This window comes from Treponema sp. J25 (genome assembly GCF_004343725.1).
In the GTDB taxonomy this organism is placed as follows: Bacteria; Spirochaetota; Spirochaetia; order Treponematales; family Breznakiellaceae; genus J25.
In genome coordinates this window covers 1-24,660 of the sequence record NZ_PTQW01000041.1, presented here as the reverse complement: position 1 = coordinate 24,660, position 24,660 = coordinate 1, and the positions used below count along the sequence as shown (strand labels likewise).

General features: G+C 51.3%; 22 protein-coding genes and 1 tRNA gene. 8 read left to right on the top strand and 15 right to left on the bottom strand.

All coding sequences use genetic code 11. The features are described from left to right. Positions 1-2: 2 nt before the first annotated feature. Positions 3-1,373, bottom strand: a complete 1,371-nt coding sequence (locus C5O22_RS11630; protein WP_243692935.1) for a sensor domain-containing diguanylate cyclase — start codon at positions 1,371-1,373, stop codon at positions 3-5. A gap of 76 nt (positions 1,374-1,449) precedes the next feature. Between C5O22_RS11630 and C5O22_RS11625 the strand changes: the two genes are divergently transcribed. Together C5O22_RS11625 and recG are read left to right on the top strand one after the other, a co-directional pair. After that, on the top strand, positions 1,450-2,043 hold the full coding sequence (locus C5O22_RS11625) for a YggT family protein (RefSeq protein ID WP_132782006.1): 594 nt from the start codon (positions 1,450-1,452) through the stop codon (positions 2,041-2,043). A gap of 25 nt (positions 2,044-2,068) precedes the next feature. Further along, positions 2,069-4,204, top strand: a complete 2,136-nt coding sequence (gene recG, locus C5O22_RS11620; RefSeq protein WP_132782004.1) for an ATP-dependent DNA helicase RecG — start codon at positions 2,069-2,071, stop codon at positions 4,202-4,204. A 77-nt stretch (positions 4,205-4,281) separates the two neighbouring features. Here recG and pdxT read toward each other — a convergent pair whose 3' ends face one another. After that, positions 4,282-4,866 (bottom strand): pyridoxal 5'-phosphate synthase glutaminase subunit PdxT, encoded by a 585-nt coding sequence (gene pdxT / locus C5O22_RS11615; protein ID WP_132782002.1) that lies wholly within the window; start codon positions 4,864-4,866, stop codon positions 4,282-4,284. After that, positions 4,866-5,744: a pyridoxal 5'-phosphate synthase lyase subunit PdxS gene (gene pdxS / locus C5O22_RS11610; protein ID WP_132782000.1), complete on the bottom strand. Its 879-nt coding sequence runs from the start codon at positions 5,742-5,744 to the stop codon at positions 4,866-4,868. Before pdxS ends, pdxT begins: the two co-directional genes overlap by 1 nt. A gap of 219 nt (positions 5,745-5,963) precedes the next feature. Between pdxS and asnA the strand changes: the two genes are divergently transcribed. After that, positions 5,964-6,998 (top strand): aspartate--ammonia ligase, encoded by a 1,035-nt coding sequence (gene asnA / locus C5O22_RS11605; protein WP_132781998.1) that lies wholly within the window; start codon positions 5,964-5,966, stop codon positions 6,996-6,998. Positions 6,999-7,171: 173 nt separating this feature from the next. On the opposite strand, the gene C5O22_RS11600 is transcribed toward asnA, so the two are convergent. Together C5O22_RS11600 and C5O22_RS11595 are read right to left on the bottom strand one after the other, a co-directional pair. After that, a complete protein-coding gene (locus C5O22_RS11600; protein ID WP_243692934.1) occupies positions 7,172-8,050 on the bottom strand; it encodes a sigma-70 family RNA polymerase sigma factor in 879 nt (292 codons plus the stop codon). A gap of 183 nt (positions 8,051-8,233) precedes the next feature. After that, positions 8,234-8,917: a YchJ family protein gene (locus tag C5O22_RS11595; protein ID WP_132781996.1), complete on the bottom strand. Its 684-nt coding sequence runs from the start codon at positions 8,915-8,917 to the stop codon at positions 8,234-8,236. A gap of 139 nt (positions 8,918-9,056) precedes the next feature. Here C5O22_RS11595 and C5O22_RS11590 point away from each other — a divergent pair, with 139 nt between their 5' ends. Further along, positions 9,057-9,323: a co-chaperone GroES gene (locus C5O22_RS11590; RefSeq protein ID WP_132781994.1), complete on the top strand. Its 267-nt coding sequence runs from the start codon at positions 9,057-9,059 to the stop codon at positions 9,321-9,323. Between the two features lie 100 nt (positions 9,324-9,423). On the opposite strand, the gene nusB is transcribed toward C5O22_RS11590, so the two are convergent. The 10 genes from nusB to C5O22_RS11540 form a co-directional block, all read right to left on the bottom strand. Beyond that, positions 9,424-9,843, bottom strand: coding sequence for a transcription antitermination factor NusB (gene nusB / locus C5O22_RS11585; RefSeq protein ID WP_132781992.1), 420 nt, complete (start codon positions 9,841-9,843; stop codon positions 9,424-9,426). A 2-nt stretch (positions 9,844-9,845) separates the two neighbouring features. Beyond that, positions 9,846-10,889, bottom strand: coding sequence for a peptidyl-prolyl cis-trans isomerase (locus C5O22_RS11580; protein ID WP_132781990.1), 1,044 nt, complete (start codon positions 10,887-10,889; stop codon positions 9,846-9,848). Positions 10,890-11,069: 180 nt separating this feature from the next. After that, complete coding sequence (locus C5O22_RS11575; RefSeq protein ID WP_132781988.1) at positions 11,070-12,857, bottom strand: alanine--tRNA ligase; 1,788 nt, start codon at positions 12,855-12,857, stop codon at positions 11,070-11,072. Positions 12,858-12,952: 95 nt separating this feature from the next. Beyond that, positions 12,953-13,903 (bottom strand): ABC transporter permease, encoded by a 951-nt coding sequence (locus C5O22_RS11570; protein ID WP_132781986.1) that lies wholly within the window; start codon positions 13,901-13,903, stop codon positions 12,953-12,955. After that, entirely contained in the window at positions 13,900-15,003 is a 1,104-nt protein-coding gene (locus C5O22_RS11565) for an ABC transporter permease (RefSeq protein WP_165910515.1), read from the bottom strand. The genes C5O22_RS11570 and C5O22_RS11565 overlap by 4 nt, the downstream gene beginning before the upstream one ends. Next, the gene (locus C5O22_RS11560; protein WP_132781984.1) at positions 15,000-16,523 is read right to left on the bottom strand and encodes an ABC transporter ATP-binding protein; all 1,524 of its coding nucleotides are present in this window, start codon (positions 16,521-16,523) and stop codon (positions 15,000-15,002) included. The genes C5O22_RS11565 and C5O22_RS11560 overlap by 4 nt, the downstream gene beginning before the upstream one ends. A 129-nt stretch (positions 16,524-16,652) precedes the next feature. Continuing rightward, positions 16,653-17,693 (bottom strand): BMP family lipoprotein, encoded by a 1,041-nt coding sequence (locus tag C5O22_RS11555; protein WP_132781981.1) that lies wholly within the window; start codon positions 17,691-17,693, stop codon positions 16,653-16,655. A gap of 147 nt (positions 17,694-17,840) precedes the next feature. After that, a complete protein-coding gene (deoC, locus tag C5O22_RS11550; RefSeq protein ID WP_132781979.1) occupies positions 17,841-18,512 on the bottom strand; it encodes a deoxyribose-phosphate aldolase in 672 nt (223 codons plus the stop codon). Positions 18,513-18,770: 258 nt separating this feature from the next. After that, positions 18,771-20,519: an ATP-binding protein gene (locus tag C5O22_RS11545; RefSeq protein ID WP_132781977.1), complete on the bottom strand. Its 1,749-nt coding sequence runs from the start codon at positions 20,517-20,519 to the stop codon at positions 18,771-18,773. A 345-nt stretch (positions 20,520-20,864) separates the two neighbouring features. Beyond that, positions 20,865-21,737, bottom strand: coding sequence for a CPBP family intramembrane glutamic endopeptidase (locus C5O22_RS11540; RefSeq protein WP_165910514.1), 873 nt, complete (start codon positions 21,735-21,737; stop codon positions 20,865-20,867). Between the two features lie 279 nt (positions 21,738-22,016). Here C5O22_RS11540 and C5O22_RS11535 point away from each other — a divergent pair, with 279 nt between their 5' ends. From C5O22_RS11535 to C5O22_RS11520, 4 genes are all read left to right on the top strand, one after another. Further along, entirely contained in the window at positions 22,017-22,643 is a 627-nt protein-coding gene (locus C5O22_RS11535) for a C39 family peptidase (RefSeq protein ID WP_132781973.1), read from the top strand. After that, positions 22,640-23,599 carry a hypothetical protein gene (locus C5O22_RS11530; protein ID WP_132781971.1) on the top strand — a complete coding sequence of 320 codons (960 nt, stop codon included), beginning with the start codon at positions 22,640-22,642 and terminating at the stop codon, positions 23,597-23,599. The genes C5O22_RS11535 and C5O22_RS11530 overlap by 4 nt, the downstream gene beginning before the upstream one ends. A gap of 162 nt (positions 23,600-23,761) precedes the next feature. Continuing rightward, positions 23,762-23,834 (top strand) — tRNA-Asn (locus C5O22_RS11525). A gap of 354 nt (positions 23,835-24,188) precedes the next feature. Beyond that, positions 24,189-24,599 (top strand): (deoxy)nucleoside triphosphate pyrophosphohydrolase, encoded by a 411-nt coding sequence (locus C5O22_RS11520; protein ID WP_165910513.1) that lies wholly within the window; start codon positions 24,189-24,191, stop codon positions 24,597-24,599. Positions 24,600-24,660 lie beyond the last annotated feature (61 nt).

The window sequence follows — 24,660 nt, the reverse complement described above, 5'->3', positions numbered from 1 at the left end:
TCTTATACCACCCGGTTCTTGCCTTCCCGTTTTGCCTGGTAAAGCCTGGCATCGGCCCGACGAAGAAGATCCTCGTAACCTTCCTCTTTCTGATAGCCCGCAACCCCAAGAGAAACGGTCACCCCCGACACCCCATCGGGCCAGGGGGAACTGACTACATTTTTGCGGATCTTTTCTGCCACGATCCGGGCCGCTTCCTCCTCAGTCTCTGGGAGAATCAAAAGGAATTCCTCCCCCCCATAACGACCTACCACATCGGCGGCCCGGACCGACTGCTCGAGCACCCGTCCCACAGACTGCAGAATCCGATCACCCGTAAGATGTCCCTTGGTATCGTTAATTTCTTTAAAATTATCAATGTCTACCATAATTACCGAAAAGGCTCGCCCGTATCGACGGGCCTTTGCTTCCTCCTGCTCAAGCTGTTCAAAGAGATAGCGCCGATTGTACAGTTCTGTTAACGGATCGATGAGGACCATCCGTTCTAGCTGCTTTCGGTACTTGTAGGCCCGTACATTGATCTTAAGCCGAGAAATAAGGCTAGCCCCATCAAAGGGCTTATGGATGTAATCATCAGCCCCCGCAAGAAGCACCGAGGTAAGGGATTTTTCCCCGGTGAACTGGGACATACAAATGATGACCGCCTCAGGGAAGCGTTCCCGCAACACATTCACCACCTGATCACCACTCGTTCCGGGTAACACCATATCAATAAGATAAATATCGTAGGATTCAGTTCGTGCAAGCAATTCCTGAGGATCCTGAAAACTTTCTACTTTTGTAAAACCATACATCGAAAAAATACTGTGCAGAAGTCGGATAATCACCTTTGAATCATCAAGGACGGCGACCCGTAAATTACGCATGTACCGAGAAAGCTCGTCTTCCGCGGCCTGGGCCTCAAAGAATCTTCTAAGGCGAGCCTCATCGACCTCATTTTTAAGGATATAATCCGCCACTCCAAGGGAAAAGAAATGTTCCCGCAAGGTAAGGGAATCGGTGCTGGTCACAATAAGGACGGGCACCTCCCGGGAAGAGACATGGGACATCTCCATGATAAGACTATCCGCATCCCCATCGTCAAATTCCATCCCACAGAGGAGCATATCCACATCTCCCTGGGCAAGACGCTGGAGGGCTTCCTTTTTTGTGGCCACGCTTTCCACCGTATGGCCACAGCGAAGAATAATTTCTTTAAGGTATTTTTGGAACACCAGGCTTCGATCCACATGGAGTACCCGTAACATACGCCACCTCACCTCTTTTTGAAGAATATACAACGACGCAGGACCACCGATCGATTGCTGCGACGGGGCAATTCCAAACTGATGATTTCGTTCGGTTTTCCTTGCTTTGGTTATAGACGTTTCCATACTTGATAGCTACGTTTTTATACGACACTATACAATACAATCAAGCATTTTGTACAATATGCTAAGGAGTTTTTCGATGATACTTTCAATAGTAATGAAATTATTAAGCACCCTTACCTCTCTGTATATGCTACTCATCTTTATCCGTATTCTTTTGAGCTGGTTTGAAGGATTCCCCCCCAATTCGGCAAGTCGATTTCTCGCATCTATTACCGATCCCTACCTTGGTTGGTTCCGCCGTTTTCCCGCCCTTCAGCGGGGCTCTATCGATTTCTCGCCCATCTTGGCTTTAGGGACCCTCGCGGTCCTCAATAACATCTTTACAACCCTGGCCATTTACGGCCGTATTACCATTGGTATTATTCTTTCTCTGATTCTGGGAAGCCTCTGGTCGGCTATCGCCTTTGTTGTAACATTCTATGCGGTGATGACGGTAATCCGTTTCATAGGGTATCTGGCAGGCGTTAACTCGGTGAGTCCCGTATGGCGCATTATCGATACCTTCCTAAAACCCCTCTTGTATCGGATAAATCGTATTTTGTACCGGAATCGGATTGTGACATATCAGACTGGCCTTATCAGCTTATTTCTCGTGTTAGTCTCCGTGTACCTCGTTCTCAGTATCCTGGTACGCCTTTTTTCCCAGATGCTGGTACGCCTTCCTTTTTAATAGAAAAACATAGGGGAAACGCTAGATGTTCGTGCGAGAGTTACGGGCCCATCTTGAATCCCTCCCGGGAATCGGTCCCCATCTGGCAGCTCGTCTTGCAAAGTTAGGGATTACTTCAGTAGCATCCCTCCTTACCTACTACCCCCGGGGCTGGGAAGACCGGAGCCGTCGTATTCCCCTTAAGGACTTTCAAAAAGAACCTACCGTATGTACCCAGGTACGGGTTCTGGCCCATGACTGGATTCAAACTCGTCCCGGCATCTTTGTAAAAGGAAGAGAACAGCGGATTCTCAAAATTTACATAGAAGACGAAACAGCCCAGGCGGTCCTTGTGTGTTTTAATCGTCCCTTCCTGGAGCGACAACTGGTGGTGGGTAAGAGTTACTGGCTGTGGGGCCAATTTCAGTACCGATATGGAGAACTGCAATCATCCAATTTTGAATTCGAAGCAGTCCATGATAAGAATCAGCCCCCTCGTCTTTTTGGTAAGATTTTACCTATTTATGGCCTTACCGAGGGACTTTCCCAGAATCAACTGCGGACGATCATACAGCGAGCCCTAGAACGGTATGGGCTCCATATCGAAGGGGAACTCCCCGATTCTTTAGTGAAAAAATACAACCTGCTCCCCACGGCACAGGCCCTCCGGGCGGTCCATTTTCCTCTGAACCAGGAAGAACTTGAGCGGGCCCGAAAGACCCTTATCTATCAAGAGCTTTTTTACCTGGAATTGCTCATCGGGCGAAGGGCCCAAAACCGTCGAGCCCATGGGGGAGATCAAGAAAGAAAACATAAGGAGGGGGCGCCATTGCTCAACCCTGATGGCCTATTACCCCTCCAGGAAGCGCTCCTTCGCCGTCTTCCCTTCCCCCTTACCCCAGGACAGCAGCAGGCCATCAAGGATATCAACAAAGATATGGCGGGGCCCATTCCTATGGCCCGTCTTATCCAGGGAGACGTAGGATGCGGCAAGACCCTGGTTTCTTTTTTTGCAGTTCTGGCAGCCCGAGAACTAGGGGGCCAGACTGCGCTCATGGCTCCCACTGAACTACTAGCCCGCCAGCATGCGGAAAATGCGGCCCGCCTCCTTGAACCCCTGGGACTGCACGTGGCCTTTCTCACGGGTAACATTAAGGCCCAGGGTCGATCCCATCTCCTTAAGGCCCTCGCCGCAGGGGACATCGACCTTGTGGTAGGCACCCATGCCCTTTTCTCCCAGGATGTGGTCTACCACCGGCTACAACTCGTTATTATCGATGAACAACACCGTTTTGGGGTACTCCAGCGGTCTCAGATTCTTGCCAAAGGGAACAATCCTGATCTCCTTATGATGAGCGCCACCCCTATTCCCCGTACCCTGGCCCTTACGGTGTTTGGCGATTTAGAGGTCTCCACCATCCATGACATGCCCGGCGGTAGGAAACCAGTAAAAACCCACCTGGCGAAACAATCCAGTGAACAACGGGTATATGACTTTGTGCGACGGGAACTAGAAAAGGGACATCAGGCCTATTTTGTGTATCCCCTTATCGACGAGGGGACGTCGGAGGTTACTGCCAACCTTAAAGACGCCCAGAGTATGGCAGAGCGTCTTGCCCGGGAGGTTTACCCCGAGTATAAGGTGGCCCTCATTCATTCCCGGCTGGAAGAAGAAAAAAAGCGGGAAATCATGGAGGCCTTTCGAAAGGGGGAAATACATGTCCTGGTAGCTACCAGCGTTGTAGAGGTAGGGGTAGATGTGCCCAACGCCACTTGTATGGTGGTCGAGCATGCGGAACGGTTTGGTCTTGCGGCACTCCACCAATTACGCGGTCGGGTTGGTCGAGGAGCAGATCAAGCTTATTGCTTTTTAGTATATTCGGACAACCTGTCAGAGGATGGTAAACATCGACTTACCACGATGCTCCATCATCAGGATGGTTTTATCATCGCCGAAGAGGACTTAAAAATCCGCGGGCCTGGACATTTGGCGGGGAAAGAACAGTCAGGGTACTTTACCCTGGGCATGGCCGATCCCATCCGGGATGTGGAAACCCTCCAGAAGGCCCGGCACGATGCCTTTGCCATCATCGAAAAGGACCCGGGCTTACTCCTCCCTGAGCACACCGTACTTCGGGAGGTCCTCTCCCGTTCCCCTCCGTTTGAAGGGGTAGCCCTGTAGGTCAGCCGAGTGATGCGGTCAGGGAAACCAGGGCCACGAGTTCACCCCCTTTTGAAGAGGTATCATCTAGATCAGAGCTAGGAGATAAAACTTAAAAAATACCGATGGAAGCGGCTGTCATTGGTAAGTTCAGGGTGAAAGGTCGTGGCAAGGAGCTTCCCCTGGCGGCAGGCCACCACATGGCCCCGATGGGTGGCAAGAACCTCTACCTCGGGGCCCACCTGGCTAATCACCGGAGCCCGGATAAATACCATAGGGAAGGGGCCGCCTTCGATGCCCTTAACCGGTTCCATGGTTCGAAAGCTCTCTAGCTGGCTCCCATAGGCGTTGCGGGTCACTTCGATATCCATCACGGCCAGGTGCCGCCGATGATCGTTGCGAATCTTACCCGCCAGAAGAATAGCTCCCATGCAGGTTCCCCACACCGGGAACCCTTGTGCAATACGCTCGAGCACGGCTTCTCGTAACGCCGTACCCCGGGGGTCAGTGGCAAGGATATGCCCCACCGCCGTGCTCTCTCCCCCCGGCAGAATAAGGGCCTCTACCCCTTCCAGGTCCGAGGCAATCCGTACCAGACGGACCTTTACCTCGGGGATGGACGAAAGCATTTCTGCGTGTTCCGCCACTCCCCCTTGAAGGGCCAATATTCCCACCAGGGGCATTACCACCCCCGCTCCGCAAGACGTTCGTGGGGGGCCAATTCCCTGAGATCGATACTATTCATGGCTTCTCCGAGCCCTTCGGAGACTTCCGCCAAGATTTGGGGGTCCTGCCAGTAGGTAACGGCCTTTACGATAGCGGCGGCCCGTTTTTCCGGATCCGAAGACTTAAAGATACCCGATCCCACGAAGACCCCATCGGCCCCCAGGGCCATCATCAACGCCGCATCGGCAGGCGTAGCCACCCCTCCGGCCGCAAAATTCACCACCGGCAGTTTTCCATGTTCCGCCACATATACCACGAGGTCATAGGGAGCCTGCAGTTCCTTGGCGGCGGTCATCAATTCTTCCCGGGGCAGATTGACGAGGCGCCGAATTTGATCATTCACCGTTCGTAGGTGCCGCACCGCTTCCACCACATTGCCCGTACCAGCCTCTCCCTTAGTTCGGATCATGGCCGCCCCTTCGCCGATTCGCCTGAGGGCTTCTCCGAGATCCCGGGCCCCACACACAAAGGGAATCCGGAAACTCTTTTTATCAATATGATAGGATTCATCCGCGGGGGTAAGCACCTCGCTTTCATCAATATAATCAATCCCAATCGCCTCTAGTATGCGGGCTTCCATAAAATGACCGATCCGGACCTTTGCCATGACGGGGATACTGACGGCGGCCTTTATTTCTTTTATGAGTTTCGGATCGCTCATACGAGCTACCCCACCCTGCCGCCGAATATCCGCCGGCACCCGTTCCAGGGCCATAACCGCCACCGCCCCTGCGGCCTCCGCAATTCGGGCCTGTTCGGCATTGACCACATCCATAATAACCCCGCCCTTAAGCATCCGGGCAAGGTCCCGATTTATCTCAAACCGATTCTCCATATGCAAGCTCCTTGTCATCTAACAATATGCCCCGGGGAGTTATGTATGTCAACAGGCTAGGGCATCCTTTTTAGTACGCTGACCCTTTGCGAGAAATTACATTTTAGGGTAGACTAAAAAACCCCTTCCTGTGGGCTTTCCCTTTTTTAACAGTACAGCAGGAATGGTTTTAACCTGTCTTCATGACGGTGATCACCTTTATGTACAAGGAGCGCTCCTATGGCACCCATTATACCACCCGAATATAAACCGATTCTCGATCAACGACAGACCGAAAACGCAATTAAGCTGGTAAAGGATTTTTTTGAGCGGAACCTTTCGGCAGAACTCCGGCTTTCCCGGGTTACGAGTCCCCTCTTCGTTCCGCGGGGGTCAGGAATTAACGATGATCTCAATGGGGTAGAGCGACCGGTTCGTTTTCCCGTTAAAAACCTTCAGAACCAAGAGATGGAAGTGGTTCAATCCCTCGCAAAATGGAAGCGCATGGCCCTGGCCGATTACGGGTATAGCCCGGGAACAGGGCTCTACACCGATATGAACGCCCTTCGCCCCGATGATGACATCGACGCAACCCATTCTATTTACGTAGACCAATGGGATTGGGAACTGGTTATGAAAGAGGGCCAGCGGAACCGGGCCTTCCTTCAACACATCGTCGAGCGAATTTATGAGGTGCTCAAACGGACCGAATTCGTGGTCCACGAACAGTATCCCTCGATAACCCCGATTCTCCCTGAGAAGATTACCTTTATCCATGCCGAGGATGCCCTCAAGCAGTACCCTCATCTGGAACCGGCCGCCCGGGAACGGGAACTGGCCCGAAGGTATGGAGCGATTTTTATCATAGGAATTGGGGCCCCCCTTTCTAATGGGAAGCCCCACGGCGGCCGGGCCCCCGATTACGACGACTGGACCACGCCAGGGGAAGATGGTAAACCGGGACTCAACGGCGACATCATTGTCTGGGATCCGGTGCGGCAGGATTCGCTGGAACTTTCTTCCATGGGGATCCGGGTAAATAAGGAAGCTTTGTTACGTCAACTGGAACTCACCGGCACCGAGGAACGGAAGCACCTACTCTGGCATAAACGACTTCTGGCAGGCGAATTTCCTCAAACCATTGGCGGTGGGATTGGACAATCCCGGCTGTGTATGTTCTTCCTGAGAAAGGCCCATATCGGCGAAGTCCAGGCTTCGGTATGGCCCGACGAAACGGTGGAAATTTGCAAGAAGCAGGGGGTACCCCTTCTGTAATTTCTGTAATGGGAGACCTCGGGCGCACCTTTTATAATGAGGGGCGTGAGGGCACCTTTTAGCCCCCCATTATAACGGTACGATGACTATTTGACAGCTTTTAAAAAAGAAAATTTCAAGGGGCCCTTAGCCAAGGGGCCCTTCTTTTTATTGGCCAGAAAAACGCCCCTTCTTTACGCCACGTAACTTTCCAGGTACTGGCGCCGGGAGGGGTGCTGGAGCCGCTTTAAGGCCTTCTTTTCAATTTGACGAATCCGCTCTTTGGTAAGGTTAAAGCGATCCCCAATCTCCTTAAGGGACATGGGAGCATAACCGTTCAGACCAAAACGATAGCGAATAACCTCCGCTTCCTTCTGGGTTAAGGTAGCCAGCACCGCATCGATATCCTCTTTCAGGGCATTTTCGATGGCCTGTTCTTCTGGCGCCTTGTAGGTAGTATCTTCAAGGAAGTCCCCAATACTGGAAGCATCCTTGTCGGTGTATACGGGGCTTTCCAGAGAAACCATTTCCCGACTGATATTAATGAGGTCCGCCACATGGGAAGCATCCATATCAAGAATGCGGGCAATCTCCTGGATTTCCTCATCAGAAGAATTCCCCTCCATAGTGCGCCGGGCCTTTTCTATCTGCACGAGTTCATTCGCCCGATTCAGGGGTAAGCGAATCATCCGGGATTTCTCGCATATGGCTTTTAAAATCGCCTGTCGAATCCACCACACCGCATAGGAAATAAAGTGATACCCCTTATTCACATCGTACCGTTCAATCGCATGGAGCAATCCTATATTCCCTTCACTGATAAGATCCGAAAGGGGAATACCCTGGTTTTGATATTTCTTCGCCACATTCACCACAAACCGAAGGTTGGCCGCCGCAAGCTTATCCCGGGCGGCCTTATCTCCCAGGGCCGCAGCCCGGGCTATGGCATCCTCTTCTTCCCGGGTAAGAAGGGGAATCTTATTTATTTCTTTAAGATATATCGAAAGGACATTCTCATCCGAAAGTACTTCATTGGTATGTTTATTCTTTTTCACCATGGTCTTTGCTGTCATAGCTAACCTCCCAGTGTGCTAAATATACAGCAAAAACCATGCCATATTAACGCCTAGAAATCAAAAAAATAACAAAACACTACAATACAAAGAAATACAATCGCTCGCCCTCAGCGTATAAAGCACCAACTAACGCCTCTTTTATTGCAGTTGGGTAATTATGACACAAAAACAAAAAAACCGTCAAAAATCGTAGCCTTTAGATACAATTCGATAACAACACATCCGGGCAGGAAGCCCTGAGCCACAGGGACAGGGATCATCATAGTGAAGCCGATACGAAGGAGAGGCCCTCCGGGAGAAACGGGCCAGGACCGGTTCCCGTTCGGGGGTAAGGGCGTCTTCAAGATATAAGAAGGGAAAATCCAGACGGGCCCGTTTAAAAAGCTCTAGTTTTTCTTCCACCGAAAGGTGGGAAAAGATCCGCTTTTTTGAAAGCAAGCGCCAGGTGTCATCGATGATTGCGTATACCACATCCCGTTCTGCGGCAGAACAGAAGCGGCCATTACCGCGTTTTCGCAGGTATTTTTCAATCTGGATCGCCCTGAAGGCATCGTAATCATCCAGATCGGGATTCTTCTGCTTCCGCCTCCCATAGCCATTCACCCAACGGTCGTATAACCGGGCAATATACCCGGTTTTTACCAGGCGCCGAGCTTGAACCCAACTTTGCACCGCCAGTTGATGGCGGCCTATCCGGTCTAGGGCCAATCCCAACGAAAAAAAACAGGGGCCCAGTTTGTTTATATCCTTTACCGGGCACACATCGATAGCCCGTCGAAAGAAGTAAATCGCTTCTTTATAGTGATGCCGACGTACGTGCCGTTTCCCCAGTTGATAATACAATTGCCAATAAGTTATATCCATAGGCCTATACATAAAATACCCTTACCATTCCAAAAAAGCAAACACTTTTTTTGTTGACCTTTATCCCTTCTCTTTCGTATATTATAACCGTATTCTATAAATACTCACATTCTCGTAGATACATTCAGGAGGAATTGGTATGACGGTAAAGCCTCTTGCTGACCGGGTAATGGTTAAGCTTGAAAAATCCGAAACGAAAACCGCGGGGGGAATCATCATCCCTGATACGGCTCAGGAGAAAACCCAGACCGGTGTAGTAGTTGCTGTGGGTGATGACAAGGATGCTATTAAGGTTTCTGTAGGACAGAAAGTAATGTACGATAAGTATGCGGGAACCCAGATTAAAATAGATGGGGTAGAGCATCTTATCCTGAAGATGTCGGATATCATCGCTATTATCGAATAATCCAAACAGACAGGAAAAACAATAAAGGGCTCCGAAAAGGAGCCCTTTTTAATATCCACCAGAAGGATGGCGCTACAGCTTTTCTGCGAAGGAACCATCCTTATCGCTGCAACGATCGACGTATACTATCAAGCACGCCATTTACAAACTTATAGGACTCATCGGTGCCAAATTCCCGGGAAAGATCGATGGCCTCATCAATAATGATAGAAGGAGCCATCTCTTTTTGGAACATGAGGGCGTAGGTGCTTATACGAAGGATAGCCAGGTCCACCTTATTCACCCGCGAAAAGTCCCAATTCTTAAGGTGGGCCTTAATGGTAGCATCGATGGCCTCAATGTTTTCAAGGGTTCCCTGGATTAAAAGGCGCGCAAAGGCAGCTACACCCTCATCAAGTTTGTGCTGCTGCTCTTCTTCGAGCCAGGGGAAGTCCAACAGGTCTTCCAGCGGTACCCGCGAGACATCCCACGAATACAGGGCCTGAAACGCTAAAATACGAGCCTTGTGACGAGAGGCCATACTTACCAGGCTATATTCTTTTCAAAAATCTGAAAGGGGTTCCCCTTTCGCAGTTCCGCCACCAATTCATTGGAGGCCTTCTCGAGAACCGCCTGTTGCCGCTGCTGGAGGAGCATGTTGCCAATGTATTCCCGGACCGTGATGCGAGTTCCGAGTTGGTAAATATCGTCCAGCTCTAACACTTTCTGGGAATAGGTCTCCGTAACCTTAATAATTTGATATCCCTTCTGATTTTCTAGAAGCCGCGACACTTCCCCCTGCTTGAGCGAAAAGGCCACATTCATGAATTCGGTGCCCACAATCTGCTGGGCCTCCGCACTCTTTGGAAGATACCCCCCATCTCCTGCCTGATACCCCGCATTGGGGGTCTGTCCCTTGAGAACCATCTCATCGAATTTAGCGGGGTTCCCACCGATATCTTTTGCCAATTTCTCTGCCAATTCTTTTGCTTTGGCTTTACTCGCCGCATCATTTCCGGCAGGAACAAAAATCATAGAAAAACGGACCGTATCGGGACGCACCAATTTGGCTTTATTCAACTCATAAAAATCCTTAATTTCCGCTTCCGTAGGGGCCTTGATAGACTGGATAAGATCTTTTTTTTGGGTAAGCAGGTATTTCTGGACCGTGAGTTCCTTGCGTAGTTCTTCTTTATAGGTAGCTAAATCATAGCCCGTTTCTTTTTTTACGGCCGCTTCGAATTCCGCATCCGTAGGCTGGCGCCCCAGGGACTGGGCCATCAGGGCCCTTGATTGTTGCAACTGTTGATTAAGCTCCGCATCAGAGACAGTCACCTTGTCCCGTTCTGCCGCCTGGAGGGCAAGCCGCTTGTTAATCATTACCTCGAGCACCTGTTTTCGTTCATCCAAGGTCAAGGTCCGCCCTGACTGGGCTTCCAGCTTTTGGACTTCCGTTTTGAGCTGTTTCACCGTGATAGGTTCGGTTTTCGTAAGTTTTACCAGCGCTACCGGTTGAAGCTCTGCCTGCGCAAAAAGCCCCACCACCCCACAACACAACAGTATTACCACACTTGTAATCCGTTTCATATATACCCTTCTTCATTACTCACAATTCCGCCGGCCCTTAGATATAGCCGGCGGTTCTTTTTCTATTATTATTAACCACTTCTATACACTATTGTTACGAATTTTTCTATTTTTCCTTTTTTGAGGCTCCTTCAGGGGCACCAACTTTTCCTCACCGCCATACCATGGGCCCCTGCTTTTTTATTCCAACACCGCCCGAATTCGTCGCACCCCCGCCGAAGAGGATTGTTCCTTTTGAATTTTGAATTTTCCCAGTTTTCCCGTCCGATCCACATGGGGACCACCACACACCTCTTTAGAAAAATCGCCAATCGTATACACCTTTACCTGGGATTCATACTTTTCCCCAAAGAGGGCGATAGCCCCTGCGGCCTTTGCTTCCTCGAGGGACATGATTTCCATGGTAACCGGGAGATCCCGCTGGATCTGCTCGTTGACGATGGCCTCCACCCGGGCAATCTCTTCGGGAGTCATGGGCATAGGATGGGAAAAATCAAACCGGAGCCGTTCCGAGGTGATATTCGAGCCCTTCTGGGCCACGTGGTCCCCCAGCACAATCTTTAACGCCTTATGGAGCAAGTGGGTTGCCGTATGATACTTTACGGCCATCTCTCCATGGTCTGCAAGGCCTCCCTTAAACACCTGTTCGCTTCCGGCCCGGGAAAGCTCCTGGTGCTTCTTAAAGGCCTCATCAAACTCTTCCCGGTTCACCGAAAGGCCATGCTCTGCGGCGAGTTCTTCGGTTAACTCAATAGGAAAGCCATAGGTGTCGTACAGTTTAAAGGCCAAGCGGCCAGACATCACCCGCCGGGGATCCTTTAAAAGGTTAGGGAGAATTTTTTCGAACTCATGTTCCCCCTTCTGGAGGGTTTCGAGGAATTTGTTTTCTTCTTTCTGGAGTTCCGAAAAAATCCGATCCCTGTTTTCTTCCAGTTCAGGATAGGGGCCTTTCAGCTGCTCCACCACCACCGCGGCCACTTCGGAAAGAAAAGCCCGGTTTATACCGAGCTTGCGGCCATGACGAACCGCCCGGCGAATAAGACGGCGCAATACATAGCCGGCACCCACATTGGAGGGGGTTACCGCCTTAGGATCTCCCAAAATAAAGGTACTCGCCCGCCCATGATCACAGATAATCCGCACCGACGTATCCTTTTCAGGATCGGTGCCGTAGGTATAGCCTGCCAGGTTTTCCACCGCTCGGATAAGGGGAAGGAATATCTCTGTTTCGTAAACCGATTTCTTTCCATTGAGAATCGTCACGGTTCGCTCGATGCCCATGCCCGTATCCACACATTTCCTGCTTAAGGGCACATAGCTGCCGTCGGCGGTCTTGTTATACTGCATGAAGACATCGTTCCAGATTTCAAGCCACTTACCACATTTACAGCCCGGACCGCAATCGGGACCGCAGGCGGGGCGTCCCGTATCGATAAACATCTCCGTGTCGGGACCACAGGGGCCCGTCGTGCCCGCCGGTCCCCACCAGTTGTCTTCCCGGGGCAAGAAACGGATTCGTTCTTCCGGAATACCCAGGCGTTTCCAGATAGCCGCCGATTCTTCGTCCCGGGGGATACCCGGTTCACCCGCAAAGACGGTAACCCCTATTTTTTCTATGGGGATCCCCAGCCATTTGGGATCGGTGAGAAATTCAAAACTCATCGAAATGGCTTCTTCTTTAAAATAATCCCCCAGGGACCAGTTGCCCAGCATTTCAAAGAAAGTCAGATGGCTGGCATCCCCCACCGACTCTATGTCACCCGTTCGAATACACTTCTGGTAATTGGTAAGCCGCGTCCCCGCCGGATGGGGCTCGCCCAAAATGTAGGGGACCAGGGGGTGCATTCCCGCCGTCGTAAACAGAACGGTGGGATCGTTATCAGGGATGAGGGACTTTCCCTGAATTTGTACATGTCCTTTGGACTTAAAGAATTCGATGTATTTCGTTCTCAGTTCGTTTGCATCCATAACTATCCCATACTAGGGGAGCGGGCCTTTCCTCGTCAAGGGTAGGAAAGGCTTCTTTATCGGCGATGATACCCTGTTCGCTCCCCTTTTAAAGATTATCGTTTTCCAGGATCGTATATCTCTCCCGCCGCCCGGGGTCCTACGGACTTATTGGAAAACAGCACCAGGGCTCCAATAGTCAGCACATAGGGCAAGAGGTGGAAAAATTCCAGGGGAAGCCCCGACATAAGGGGAATATCCCGGGCATAAAGGGACAGGGCCTGGGAAAAACCAAAAAAGAGGGAAGCCCCTAACACGCCCCAGGGATTCCACTTGCCAAATATCAGGGAACCCAGAGCAATAAAGCCCGTTCCATGAATGCTGGTCACCGTGTACTGGATATCCTGGGTAAGGACCATGACACCCCCCGCCAGCCCCGCAAGAAGCCCCGATGCCAGCACCGCCAGGTACCGCATGCGGTACACATTGATTCCCATAGAGGCCGCCGCCTGGGGATGTTCCCCGCAGGAACGAAGCCGCAGACCGAAGGCGGTTTTATACACCACAAACCACACCAGAACTACCAGGGCAAGGGCCACAAAAAAGGTGGGATACACATGATCAAAGAGCATGGGCCCTATGATGGGGATGTTACTCAGGCCAGGGATGGTGATCTTTGCTAAACCGGTGCTAAAGGCGCGGGTCCGTTGTTGCTTAAAAATAATCTGACAGAGATAGACCGTAAAACCGCCGGCGAGGATATTCAGGGCCGTGCCCGACACCACCTGATCAGCCTTAAAGTTGACCGATGAAAGGGCATGTAAGAGGGAATAGACCATCCCCGCAAGCAAGGCACACAGGAGACCAATCCACGGGGCCCACCCGGGGAGCACCGGTTCGAGCAACACCGTAACCGAAGCGGCGGTAAAGCCCCCTACCATCATGATCCCTTCCAGGGCCACATTCACAATCCCCGAACGCTCACTCAACAGCCCCCCCAGGGCTGCAATAACAATGGGAGCCCCAAACATAAGGGCAATGGGGAACATTTCAATAAAGACCTTCATGAACGAGCCCTCCCTTTTGAACCACCCTTTGAACCGATATTTGAACTAATGAAAGAAAGGAGCATTTCGATACCAAGCCGCATGGCAATAAAGAGCACTATCGATGCCTGGATAATCTGGGAAATTTCCCGGGGAATTCCCTGGGATTGCATGAGCGGCTGGGCTGCCTTAAGGAGCCCAAAGAGGAGACCTGAGAAGAGGACTCCCCCCGCATGGTTAGCGCCGACCAGGGCCACCGCAATACCATCCATGCCGTATCCTTCAAAGGCGGGGAGCACCCGACCAAAATTAAAGGTTCCCAGGGTTATTACCGCCCCCGCAAGACCCGCAAAGGCACCGGCTATCATCATGGAAAGCATGATATTGAGTTCCACCCGCATGCCCGCATAGCGGGCCCCTTCTTTGTTAAACCCCACCGCCCGCAGGCGATAGCCAAAGGTGGTCTTTTCTATTATGAACCAGAAGAAAAGAAGGGCGAGGACCACAGGGATAATGCCCCAATTTAAACGGGACCCATTGGTAATACTCGAGAGGAAGGCACTCTTCAGCGTAGCCGTAGGGGGAAAATCAGGGGTCTTGACCCGGTCCACCGAACCAAACTGTAAAAGCGCCCAGTTTACAAAATGGAGGGCCGTATAATTCATCATGATAGATACCACCACCTCGTGCACATTAAACCGGGCCTTGAGGTACCCCGGAATAAGGCCCCACAGGGCCCCCGCAGCCATAGCCGCCAGGAGGCAAAGCAGCGGATGCACCAGGGGAGGCGCCTTTACCAGGAGGGCCACCGTCACCGCCGCAAGAGAACCTATCATGAGCTGCCCTTCCGCCCCGATATTAAAAAGCCCCGTCCGGAACGCAAAGGCCACCGATAATCCCGTAAGGATAATGGGAAGGGCCTGGACTATGAATTCTCCCACATAGCGGGGATTAAAATCGCTTGCCCCCGAGAGGTCCAGCCCTGTTAATGTTCGGATAAGGGAAATAAAAAGGACCGCCGGCGATCGTCCTGTCACAATGATGACCAGGGCCCCCACCAGGAAGCCAAGGAGGACCGCTACTAAGGGCACCACAATTCGTCGTTGCTCCCTGCGCTTCATACACTCACCGCCTTTCGGGAACCAGCCATATACAGTCCCAATTCATTTTCGTTTGTCTGCGCCGCATCTACTTCTGCCACAATTTCCCCATTAAAAATAACCGCGATTCGATCAGAAAGGTCGAGGATTTCATCCAGTTCCAGAGAAACCAGGAGAATCGCCTTGCCCTTGTCCCGTTCTTCCACAAGCCGTTGATGGATATACTCAATGGCCCCCACATCGAGCCCCCGGGTAGGTTGCGCCACAATAAGCACTTCCGGAGAGCGATCGATTTCTCGGGCCACGATAGCCTTCTGCTGATTCCCCCCCGAAAGGCTCCGCGAAGGAGTGGCGGGGCCTTCGCCGGATCGCACATCAAACTCGTTGATAAGCCGTTCGGCGTTTTGGCGGATCCGCTGATAATCGAGAATCCCATAGCGAGAGAAGGGGGGACGATTAAATGAATGGATTACCAGGTTTTCATCGAGCCGGAAATCCAGGATAAGGCCATGTTTGTGTCGGTCCTCCGGGATATGACCCAGACCAGATTCGAGTCGTTCCTTCACTGACGCGTGGGTAATATCCTTACCTTTTAATAGGATCGTGCCCTTTTCCACCGGCGCAAGACCGGTCAGGGCATACACCAGTTCGGTCTGGCCATTTCCATCAATACCACAGAGGCCGAGAATTTCCCCGGAACGGATATGGAAACTAACCCCCCGTACCGCCATGAAGCCCCGGGCATTTTTAGCATACAAATCACGGACTTCAAAAACCACATCCTTTGGCTGAGCAGGTTTCTTGTTCACCGAAAAACTCACGGATCGGCCAACCATCATTTCCGCCAGTTGGGCTTCCGAAACATCCCGAACCGGGACTGTCCCCACTACTTTTCCCCGTCGAAGGACCGTGCAGACTTCAGCTACTTCCTTTATTTCTTTTAGTTTATGGGTGATAAGTAAAACGGTCTTTCCCTCCTGCACTAAACGACGAAGGATCCCCATCAGTTCGTGCACTTCCTGAGGGGTTAATACGGCAGTCGGTTCATCAAAGATAAGAATCTGGGCATCCCGATAGAGCATTTTGAGGATTTCTACCCGTTGTTGCATGCCTACAGAAATATCTTCGATTTTAGAGCGGGGGTCGACCTCAAGGCCATACCGTTTTGATAACTCAGCAACCCGTTGTTCTGCCTCTTTAATATTGAGGCACAGACCCTTTCTCGGTTCCTGTCCCAGAATGATGTTCTCAGTAACCGTAAAATTATGCACCAGCTTAAAATGCTGATGCACCATTCCAATTCCGAGGCGGGTGGCTTCATTGGGATCCTTTATGAAAACTTCCTTTCCTCGAACCTTAATGGTACCCCTATCGGGTTGGTACAACCCAAACAGGATGCTCATGAGGGTAGATTTTCCTGCCCCATTTTCTCCCAACAGAGCATGGATAGAACCTTCTTCCACCTGCAGGGTTATTCCATCATTTGCCCGAATTCCCGGAAAGGTTTTTACGATATCCAGCATTTCTATGATGTAGGCCATGCACACCCCCTCTTGTAAACAGCGCATACCACCGGAGCTTTTCCCGCCGCCGTAGACGCCGCATCTCTAAAAAAGAAAAGGGGGTGTAAAAACACCGTTTTTACACCCCACCCCTCTTAGACTAACGTGTTATTTTGCGGGCTTATCGGAAACAACCAGTTCACCACTTGCGATCTTCGCTTCGTATTCTTTTACTTTAGCGATGATATCGTCCGAAAGGTTAGGATTGGTTGCGGGGATACCCACCCCTTTATTCTTAAGGGAGAACACCAGGGTTTGACCACCAGGGAAATTGCCTTCCTTTACCATCTTGGCTACTTCGTAGGCCGCTACGTCGACCCCTTTTACCATGCTGGTAAGGACTGCCGATTTACCTTCCGCATAGACCCCATCGTTATACTGATCCTTGTCTACCCCAATGGCCCAGCGGATATCTCCCTTGGCGCTGCGTTCCTTCGCTTCTTTAATAAGCCCATTTCCCGTTCCACCCGCGGCATGGTAAATGATATACGCCCCGGCGTTATACTGCTTCTGAGCAATGGCCTGCCCCTTATCGGGAGCTCCGAAGTCCCCCGCATAGTCTACCAGGACCGTGCATTCGGGATAGACCGCCTTTACGCCCTGCTCAAACCCGGCCTGGAACTTTTCGATAAGAGGGAATTGCATCCCCCCGAGGAATCCGACGATCTTTTTCCCATCGGCCTTTGCCTTAAGCCCGGCGGCTACACCTACCAGGAAAGACCCCTCATGTTCAGCAAATACCGCGGACACCACGTTGGGTTTGGTTACTACCGTATCGATGATAAGGTACTTGTTCTGAGGATATTTGTCGGCCACTTCTCCTATGGCTTTTTCAAAAAGGAAGCCCGGCGCCACGATAAGGTCGAGCTTTTCATCAGAGAACGTGGAAAGATTGGGAATGTAATCGGCCTCTGCAGAGGATTGCAGGTACTTATATTCTCCCTCTTTAAGACCAAAATCTTTGGCAAACCGAACAATTCCTTCCCAGGTACCCTGGTTAAAGGATCGATCATCGATTCCACCGATATCAGTTACCAGCCCAATTCGGAAGGCCCCTTTCTGAGCGGTTCCTTCTTTCTTTTGGCAGGACACAAACAGGAGCCCCATCACCGCCAGGGCCACCACCGCAGCAGTAATAATTCGTTTCATATACTTCCTCCTCCTATCAATGACGCTTTCCCTTATTAGGGCAGCGTTTTGTATCATAAGCCGGAATAGGGTTTCCGTCAAGGAAAAGACTTTTCCTCAGTCATAGGGGAAAGTCTTCGCCCCTTCCTGATAAAACCCACACAACCCTTACTCCGGAAGTTCCGCCACAATCGCCACCCCCGAGGAGGTGCCAATCCTATCTGCCCCAGCCTCTAACATGGCAATGGCATCGTGATACGAACGTATTCCCCCCGAGGCTTTTATTTTCATGGTGTCGCCCACCACCTTTTTCATAAGCCGCACATCCTCCACGGTGGCACCGCCCGAGCCAAAACCGGTGGAAGTTTTCACAAAGTGGGCCCCCGCCTTTCGAGCCAGTTCACAGGCAAGGCGTTTTTCTTCATCCGAAAGGTAGCAGGTTTCGATAATCACCTTGACGGTGGCCCTTTCGGCGGCTTTTACCACCGCCCGGATATCCTCTTCCACCGTTCTATGGTCCCCTCCTTTGAGGGCCCCAATATTGATTACCATGTCCACTTCCTGGGCCCCCTGTTTTACGGCAAGCCGGGTTTCCTCCGCCTTTACTTCCTTTGCAGAGGCCCCCAGGGGAAATCCAATCACCGTACAGGTAAGCACATCAGACCCGGAAAGTTCCTTTGCAACCAGCGGAACCCAAACAGGATTCACACAGACCGATGCAAAGTGATTTGCCCGGGCTTCTGCACAGAGTTCCCGTATTTGCTCTGCCGTAGCAGTAGGTTTTAACAGGGTGTGATCAATCGTTTTGGCAAGCGTTGCCTTCGTCCATTCTTTTGGCACGATACGTTCCTCCTCAGTACACTGTGAAGTGTACTACAAAGGGGGGGAGCGTTGCAAATCAATCCGAGAGGGGGGCGACGTTTGGGAAATGGGGTTATTTTCTTCACACCGTAGAGGCTAGCGCCAAAAGCGGAAGAAAGTATCCCCTCTGGGACGACGCATGTGGAACGGGGCAACTTTCTTCAGCCCGTAAAGGACCTACCAGCGAACCCCCTAAAGGATTATATCTCTACCCAGGGGCGACCAGGCCCTTCTCTTTTACCGCTCTCCCAAAAGGGACTTGAGTTCCTGGATGTCCCGAACCAGCTTTGTCCGGTCCAGGTTCTGGAACCGCTTGGGCACCATTTCTTTAGAGGTGCACTCCAGGACGGCAACCAGATTCTGCAGTTCTATTTCATAGGGATAGGAGGGGGGCACAAAATCGGCAAGGGCTTCTTCCACATCCTCCCGGGTAACAAAGGTGCGATCCTCCATAGCGGCCCGGAATTTTGCCCGGATAAGGACCGCTTCGAGGTCAGCCCCCGAAAATTCGTGGCGGAATTTTTTGAGCACCTCCGCTACGGGGAACTTTCGAATAGAAAGGTCAAGCTTGCGCACCAGGGTCTCGAAAAGGGCCACCCGTTCCGCATCGGTTTCAGGGTAAAAAAGGGCCAGGTGTTCCTCGGCCCGGCCCTGCCGTTTTAGGTCGATGGGAATCAGGTCGGGGCGACAGGTAATAAGGAACCAGATGATCTTACCCCGATACTCGGTGTTCCCCATAAAACTCGCAATCTGGGCGAAGACCCGGTTACTGGTCCCCGAATCGCCCTCCTGGTCTCGATCACCAAGAAAGGCATCGGCCTCGTCAATCATCACCGCCACCGGGGCCATGGCCTTAAGAATATTGAGCACCTTTTCCAGATTCGATTCGGTAACTCCCTGCCATTTAGACCGGAAGTTGCGGAATTTCACCATGGGGATCCCGATTTCCCCCGCAAAGGCGCTGACCATGAAACTTTTGCCGGTACCCACGGGGCCCGCAATAAGATACCCCATGGGAAGCACATCCAGACGCCCCTGTTTTATCGCCCGGGCGGCACTCTTAAAGCGCTTTTTGACAAAATCATGGCCCGACACATAGGAAAGGTCATGGTTTGTTTCCATAAATTCCAGAAGCCCCGCCGCCTCGTTTTCGATGATCTCCTTCTTTTTCTCCCGAATATAATCAAGAGACAGGGGTACATCTTCCTGGTAACTTTCCGAGGCCAGACGATTCAGGTTCATTAGGTTAAGGCCACTCGTTACGGTAGCCACCCGCTGGGGAGTAAGGCCCCGTTCCAGAAGGAGGGTGCCCTGTTTTTCCAGGAATTGAAGGAAACTCGCCCGGACCGCCTCGTCAGGAATGGGAATGTTCACCTTTACCGTAGAAGGGGACCCCACCAGCCGGGAGGAAATATCGGCTAAGTTTTCGGTAAGCAGGATGATCGATACATCTCCCTTGGTAAAAATGGGATCATGGGACCAGCGATTCAGGGTTACCAGGCAATAACGGTCTTCTTCGGTAAGCCGCACAATGTCACTGGCAGGGACGATGGTTTCCGCATAGTCGATGATAAGCACAATCCGCCGTTTCTCGGGTATGTTCATCAAAAAGTACTTTTCCAGGTAGTAAAAACTCTTGGTAGGATCGGCGGATACAAAATCTTCTTCCGGGACCTCAGGGAAACGGCTTTTCATGGCCCGCTTATAATCCCGGGCCATTTCGATGGTACAAAAAGAAACCCCACTAGATCGATCATAAAAGGCAATGATATCCCGGTTACCGAAAAGCACTTCCGCTATGTATTCCTGGATGCGGACAAAGATAAACTCCCCTTCGTTCATCTTGTGGGGGAGGAAATCCCGAATATTCCCGTGAATAATGTAGAGGTTTGCGGTTTTTGAACAATACTTATAAGAAAGGTCCTGCGCCCAGGCAGGAAGAATCTTGATAAAGGGCAAATTCTTAACGATGAGTTGTTCCGCCATAATCCCTCCCACCGCTAGCATAGCAGATATTGCATTTTTTTACCAGGAAGGAAATAAGAGAAAAACCCTATCAGGGATTACATCTCAATGGGCTGGATTACTGAGTAAGAGGAACGGGGGTCCGGGGGCAGCGACAGAAAAGACGACAAAATGGGGAGGGGGCAATAGGCTGCAATCAGGGTGCCCCCGGAGAAGGGGGTGGGCCGGGACCGTGGCCCGGCCCAGGGGGAAGGCCTTCCCCCTCAACAATGTGGGCAACGTAAAGCGGTTAAGTCCGCATCAGTCTTGCTCTGTTTCTTCTGTACACCCTACTGGCATCGTTTTTTGTTTTTTCCACTCCCTTGTTTACGATGACGAAGAGGAAGGAGCATTTTTTCCTTCGGTGCCGTCGGTACCGCCAGAGATTGGGCTCGGTGCCTTTGGTGCAAAGAACATGCGATAGAGCACGAGGGCTATTCCTACTAGGAAAAGTCCGAGGAGGTCAAACCAGAGGGGTTGGAATTCCACCACCGAATACTCGGTAACTGAATAGCCAGGGATACTTACTTTAAGAACTGACATAACCAGGAGGGGCAGAAAATTAAAAAGGCTGTGCAGCAAAATAGTAGGAAGCAATGACTGCGTTTCAATATAGATAACAGCGAAGATACTCCCTATAATAAATGGCCCGATTAATTGCCAGGGACTGAGATGAATCAAAGAAAATAGCAGGGCCGATAATAAAATAGCCTTTGTTTTTGCCATGCGGCTTAAAAAGCCCCGCAGGACAAGGCCCCGAAAGAAAAGTTCCTCAGTTATAGGGGCCACAATACAGAGGGTAAAGAAAGAAGAGACAAAACCTCCTTCGCTCTGGAAAAGGGAGCCATAAATGTTTTGAAAAAACTCAGGCATGGGAAGCACTACCCGAGTAAGATTGTCAAGTTCTGAAAGAACAATAGAAAGGCCCACCATTAAAATACTTCCGATAACCAGATATCGCCAATCAAAGGGGGGTAAGGGGAACCTCTGCGTAAAGGGTTCCTTGAGGAATTTCTTGGAGCGAAGAATAAAAAAGCCAAAGGCAAAGGTATTTGCCAGCCCTCCAATCAGGGTGGTATCCGCTGGCACATGGAGGACATTTGCCAGAATGCCCAATACCGCTCCTGCGACCGCCTGGAACAGCACTATCAGGGCTAACATGCCTATCGTCTGTTTAATACCCGGATAACGGATTTCCATAAAAACCTCACTTTCTCTATTGTTTTTAAAGCCCATGTAAAAGGCAATTGAAAGCTGTTCTTACTTTACATACCTGGAATGGCTTTTTTATTTTTGGCACCTCAGCCATCACCATACTAGCACCTAAAAACAGGACCAGTAAAGACGCAATTACCTTTTTCATTGTAATACCTCCAGAAAATTTTTGTACTCCTGGCCAGAAGATGTCTTGATTGTATCCCCCCCCCCCCCGTGATATTGTCAAGTCAAAAAATTATTTTGTGTCATTCTGGAGGTGTTATGGCGGGGATTCTTTCTTTCCTTTTGCTCCTTCAGCAAGTACAGGGTCTTGAACCCCTGCGTTTTTCCCATGTGGCCGAGCAGGGCTACGATACTTCCTGTGGGCTTTCAGTCCTTTCGGACCTGGTATCCCGGTATTGGAATTATCCCCTTTCCGAAGAAACCCTCGTCTCTGAGTGGTTTACCCTCAGGCAGACCTCTGAGCGCTCCCATACGAACGACATCGGAAGAGCCGAGGAAGACTACACCATTTCCTTTAAAGATATGCAGGATCTTCTGGCCCGCCATGGTTTTGTATCCAGGGGCTTTCGTTTTAGTTATGACCAGCTTGTAAAGGCCGCTCGGTCTTACGCTCCGCTCATTCTCCATTTTGCAGACCAGGAGGGACACTTTGTGCTCTGCCTTGCGGCAGAGGAAGAATACCTCGTGATTGCCGATCCCGCAGAGGGAGTATATTGGCTTAGCCGGGACGCTCTCCTTTCCCATTGGCAGGGCTATGCTCTTTTGATCCAGCATCCCACGCTTCTTAAAAACCAACCCGCCCTTGAAAGAACAGTGCAGGAAGCCCATTCACGGCAAGAAAGTTTACAATTCCTTTCGGGGATCCAGGGAGGAGGATACCGATGAGTCAGGGGATTCTTGGAGAAATGTTGTCAAAGGGGAAGAACAAGGATAGGCAACGTACACCAAGAAAGCGACCGAGCCGGCGGCTGCCTTCTGGTAAAGAGCACCTGAAACCAGGTATGCGCTCTATCTCCCCAATGCTCCTTGGCATGGCATGGATGCTCTCGGCCGTACTTTCCCTTGAAAGTCAGGAAACATCCCACAACCGCATGGCGGTTCAGGGAAAGTGGCCCTGGCAAAGTACCCTTGGAGGGGGACTCACGGTCCTTCCTATCGTACAGGGAGATACCCAGGCGATACTTTGCGTTGAAGCCTCGGCGGATGTCCTACTCAATCAACGCTGGTATTTTTCTTTTGGATTTCCTCTCTACCTTCGCCTGCCCCTCGCCACCATCGATATGGTCTCCCCTGTCGTTGCTCAGGGAGATGCAACTGTAGAAGCTGCCTGGATAGGCCATACGAATCGGGGAGAACATCGGCTTGGGGCAAGCTGGACTTTTCCAACCGGGATAAACGAAGGGGTCGCAACCCAAGATAATACCATCCAGACCGGAGGCCTCCTTCACTACCTGGATCTTTTTTGGCAGTATACCCGCTACACCGATCCGATAAGCCTTACGCTGGGACTCCGTGTTGGGACTAGCCTCCCGGGAAGCCGTGAGGGGACTTCCTACTGGGAACCCTTCTCGGTAGGACTTACGACAGGCACCATGATATTGGTAAACCGATCGGTTGCCCTACAGGCTCGCCTGGTCCAGGGCCTTGCCCTTCCAGCCCGGTCGGGGGACCAGTGGCTTTCTACGACGGTGAGCTACGACGCTCGCCTGAGTGGTGGCCTGTGGTATACCGACCAGGAGCATACCCTTGCCATGGAAGTGAGTCACAATATGCCCCGGCCCCTCGAAGGCTTGGCGGTTTCTTTCCGGTATTTTTATACGGTAAAACCGAAGGATCGATAAGAAAAACAAGTACGAAATCATCTGAAAAAAATATGATCATAACTATTTCAGGCTCTCGCTCAGTTTTGATCTCGGCGCAGGAGGGGGCTAAAAACCTTAGAGATTAGCGCGGGGCCTTGACATTTTTTATCTCCTTCGCTAGTATACCTCCCTGTAAGTCATTCCCCTGTAGCTCAGTTGGCAGAGCAAGTGGCTGTTAACCACTGGGTCCCTGGTTCGAGCCCGGGCGGGGGAGTGTAGAAGGCGACCATTAAAAAGTGGTCGCCTTTTTTGTTTCCCAGACAGCTCAAAGCAAAGAACCTTTATATCCCGACCGGGCTCGCCTTTCAGTCGCCCGCGTCCTGCGGGCTCCTTCCAGGCCGCCTTCGGAGCCTGTCGGGGCATCCTGGCCCCTTTCCCTCGCCTTCGCTCGGCGGCTCCTTCGTTTCGAGCCCGGACTGGGCAGTAAGAGTCTATTGAAAAAGTATATCTAAGCAATAAAAAGGCTTCCTTTTCGGAAGCCTCCTACACACCCCCCAACCGGGCTCGAACCTCGATGAGACCGGGGCCCTTGTCCTTTTTTGTTACTTCCCGTACTGTAGTCCATAGTATGAACACCATAGAGGTAGTGGCGGCCATCGTGTATAACGATGCCGCTCAGATTCTCTGTACCCTCCGCTCCCATGCTATGCATAATGGGGGCCTCTGGGAATTCCCGGGGGGGAAGATAGAAAAAGGAGAGAACCCCTGCGAGGCCCTGCAGCGGGAACTACGGGAAGAACTGGGAATCGAAGTAACCTTAGAAAAAACGCCCTACGGCGAATCGCAGGTTCCACACGGAGAGGCGGTAATCCATCTTACCGCCTACAAGGCCTATCATCGGGGAGGTACCTTTCATCTTACGGAACACGCGGCCTACCTCTGGCTCGATCCTGCCTACCTTAGCTCTCTACGATGGAGCCCTGCAGATCTTCCCATCGTACAAAAAATATACGAGGGAGCCCCTCCTTTTTCTTCCTGATATTGAAGAGGGTTGATTCCTGGTAAGAGGCACCACACCCCATGGTGTGTTAAGAGACATG

What these genes read in the sequence shown, in the direction of transcription:
- C5O22_RS11575 (WP_132781988.1), bottom strand. Translation starts at nt 12,857, where the DNA reads ATGGATGCAAACGAACTGAGAACGAAATACATCGAATTCTTTAAGTCC.
- C5O22_RS11625 (WP_132782006.1), top strand. Translation starts at nt 1,450, where the DNA reads ATGATACTTTCAATAGTAATGAAATTATTAAGCACCCTTACCTCTCTG.
- C5O22_RS11545 (WP_132781977.1), bottom strand. Translation starts at nt 20,519, where the DNA reads ATGGCGGAACAACTCATCGTTAAGAATTTGCCCTTTATCAAGATTCTT.
- asnA (WP_132781998.1), top strand. Translation starts at nt 5,964, where the DNA reads ATGGCACCCATTATACCACCCGAATATAAACCGATTCTCGATCAACGA.
- C5O22_RS11600 (WP_243692934.1), bottom strand. Translation starts at nt 8,050, where the DNA reads ATGACAGCAAAGACCATGGTGAAAAAGAATAAACATACCAATGAAGTA.
- C5O22_RS11570 (WP_132781986.1), bottom strand. Translation starts at nt 13,903, where the DNA reads ATGAAGGTCTTTATTGAAATGTTCCCCATTGCCCTTATGTTTGGGGCT.
- C5O22_RS11590 (WP_132781994.1), top strand. Translation starts at nt 9,057, where the DNA reads ATGACGGTAAAGCCTCTTGCTGACCGGGTAATGGTTAAGCTTGAAAAA.
- pdxS (WP_132782000.1), bottom strand. Translation starts at nt 5,744, where the DNA reads ATGGAGAATCGGTTTGAGATAAATCGGGACCTTGCCCGGATGCTTAAG.
- C5O22_RS11530 (WP_132781971.1), top strand. Translation starts at nt 22,640, where the DNA reads ATGAGTCAGGGGATTCTTGGAGAAATGTTGTCAAAGGGGAAGAACAAG.
- C5O22_RS11555 (WP_132781981.1), bottom strand. Translation starts at nt 17,693, where the DNA reads ATGAAACGAATTATTACTGCTGCGGTGGTGGCCCTGGCGGTGATGGGG.
- nusB (WP_132781992.1), bottom strand. Translation starts at nt 9,843, where the DNA reads ATGGCCTCTCGTCACAAGGCTCGTATTTTAGCGTTTCAGGCCCTGTAT.
- C5O22_RS11595 (WP_132781996.1), bottom strand. Translation starts at nt 8,917, where the DNA reads ATGGATATAACTTATTGGCAATTGTATTATCAACTGGGGAAACGGCAC.
- recG (WP_132782004.1), top strand. Translation starts at nt 2,069, where the DNA reads ATGTTCGTGCGAGAGTTACGGGCCCATCTTGAATCCCTCCCGGGAATC.
- C5O22_RS11565 (WP_165910515.1), bottom strand. Translation starts at nt 15,003, where the DNA reads ATGAAGCGCAGGGAGCAACGACGAATTGTGGTGCCCTTAGTAGCGGTC.
- C5O22_RS11630 (WP_243692935.1), bottom strand. Translation starts at nt 1,373, where the DNA reads ATGGAAACGTCTATAACCAAAGCAAGGAAAACCGAACGAAATCATCAG.
- C5O22_RS11520 (WP_165910513.1), top strand. Translation starts at nt 24,189, where the DNA reads ATGAACACCATAGAGGTAGTGGCGGCCATCGTGTATAACGATGCCGCT.
- pdxT (WP_132782002.1), bottom strand. Translation starts at nt 4,866, where the DNA reads ATGCCCCTGGTGGGAATATTGGCCCTTCAAGGGGGAGTGGCGGAACAC.
- C5O22_RS11540 (WP_165910514.1), bottom strand. Translation starts at nt 21,737, where the DNA reads ATGGAAATCCGTTATCCGGGTATTAAACAGACGATAGGCATGTTAGCC.
- C5O22_RS11535 (WP_132781973.1), top strand. Translation starts at nt 22,017, where the DNA reads ATGGCGGGGATTCTTTCTTTCCTTTTGCTCCTTCAGCAAGTACAGGGT.
- C5O22_RS11580 (WP_132781990.1), bottom strand. Translation starts at nt 10,889, where the DNA reads ATGAAACGGATTACAAGTGTGGTAATACTGTTGTGTTGTGGGGTGGTG.
- C5O22_RS11560 (WP_132781984.1), bottom strand. Translation starts at nt 16,523, where the DNA reads ATGGCCTACATCATAGAAATGCTGGATATCGTAAAAACCTTTCCGGGA.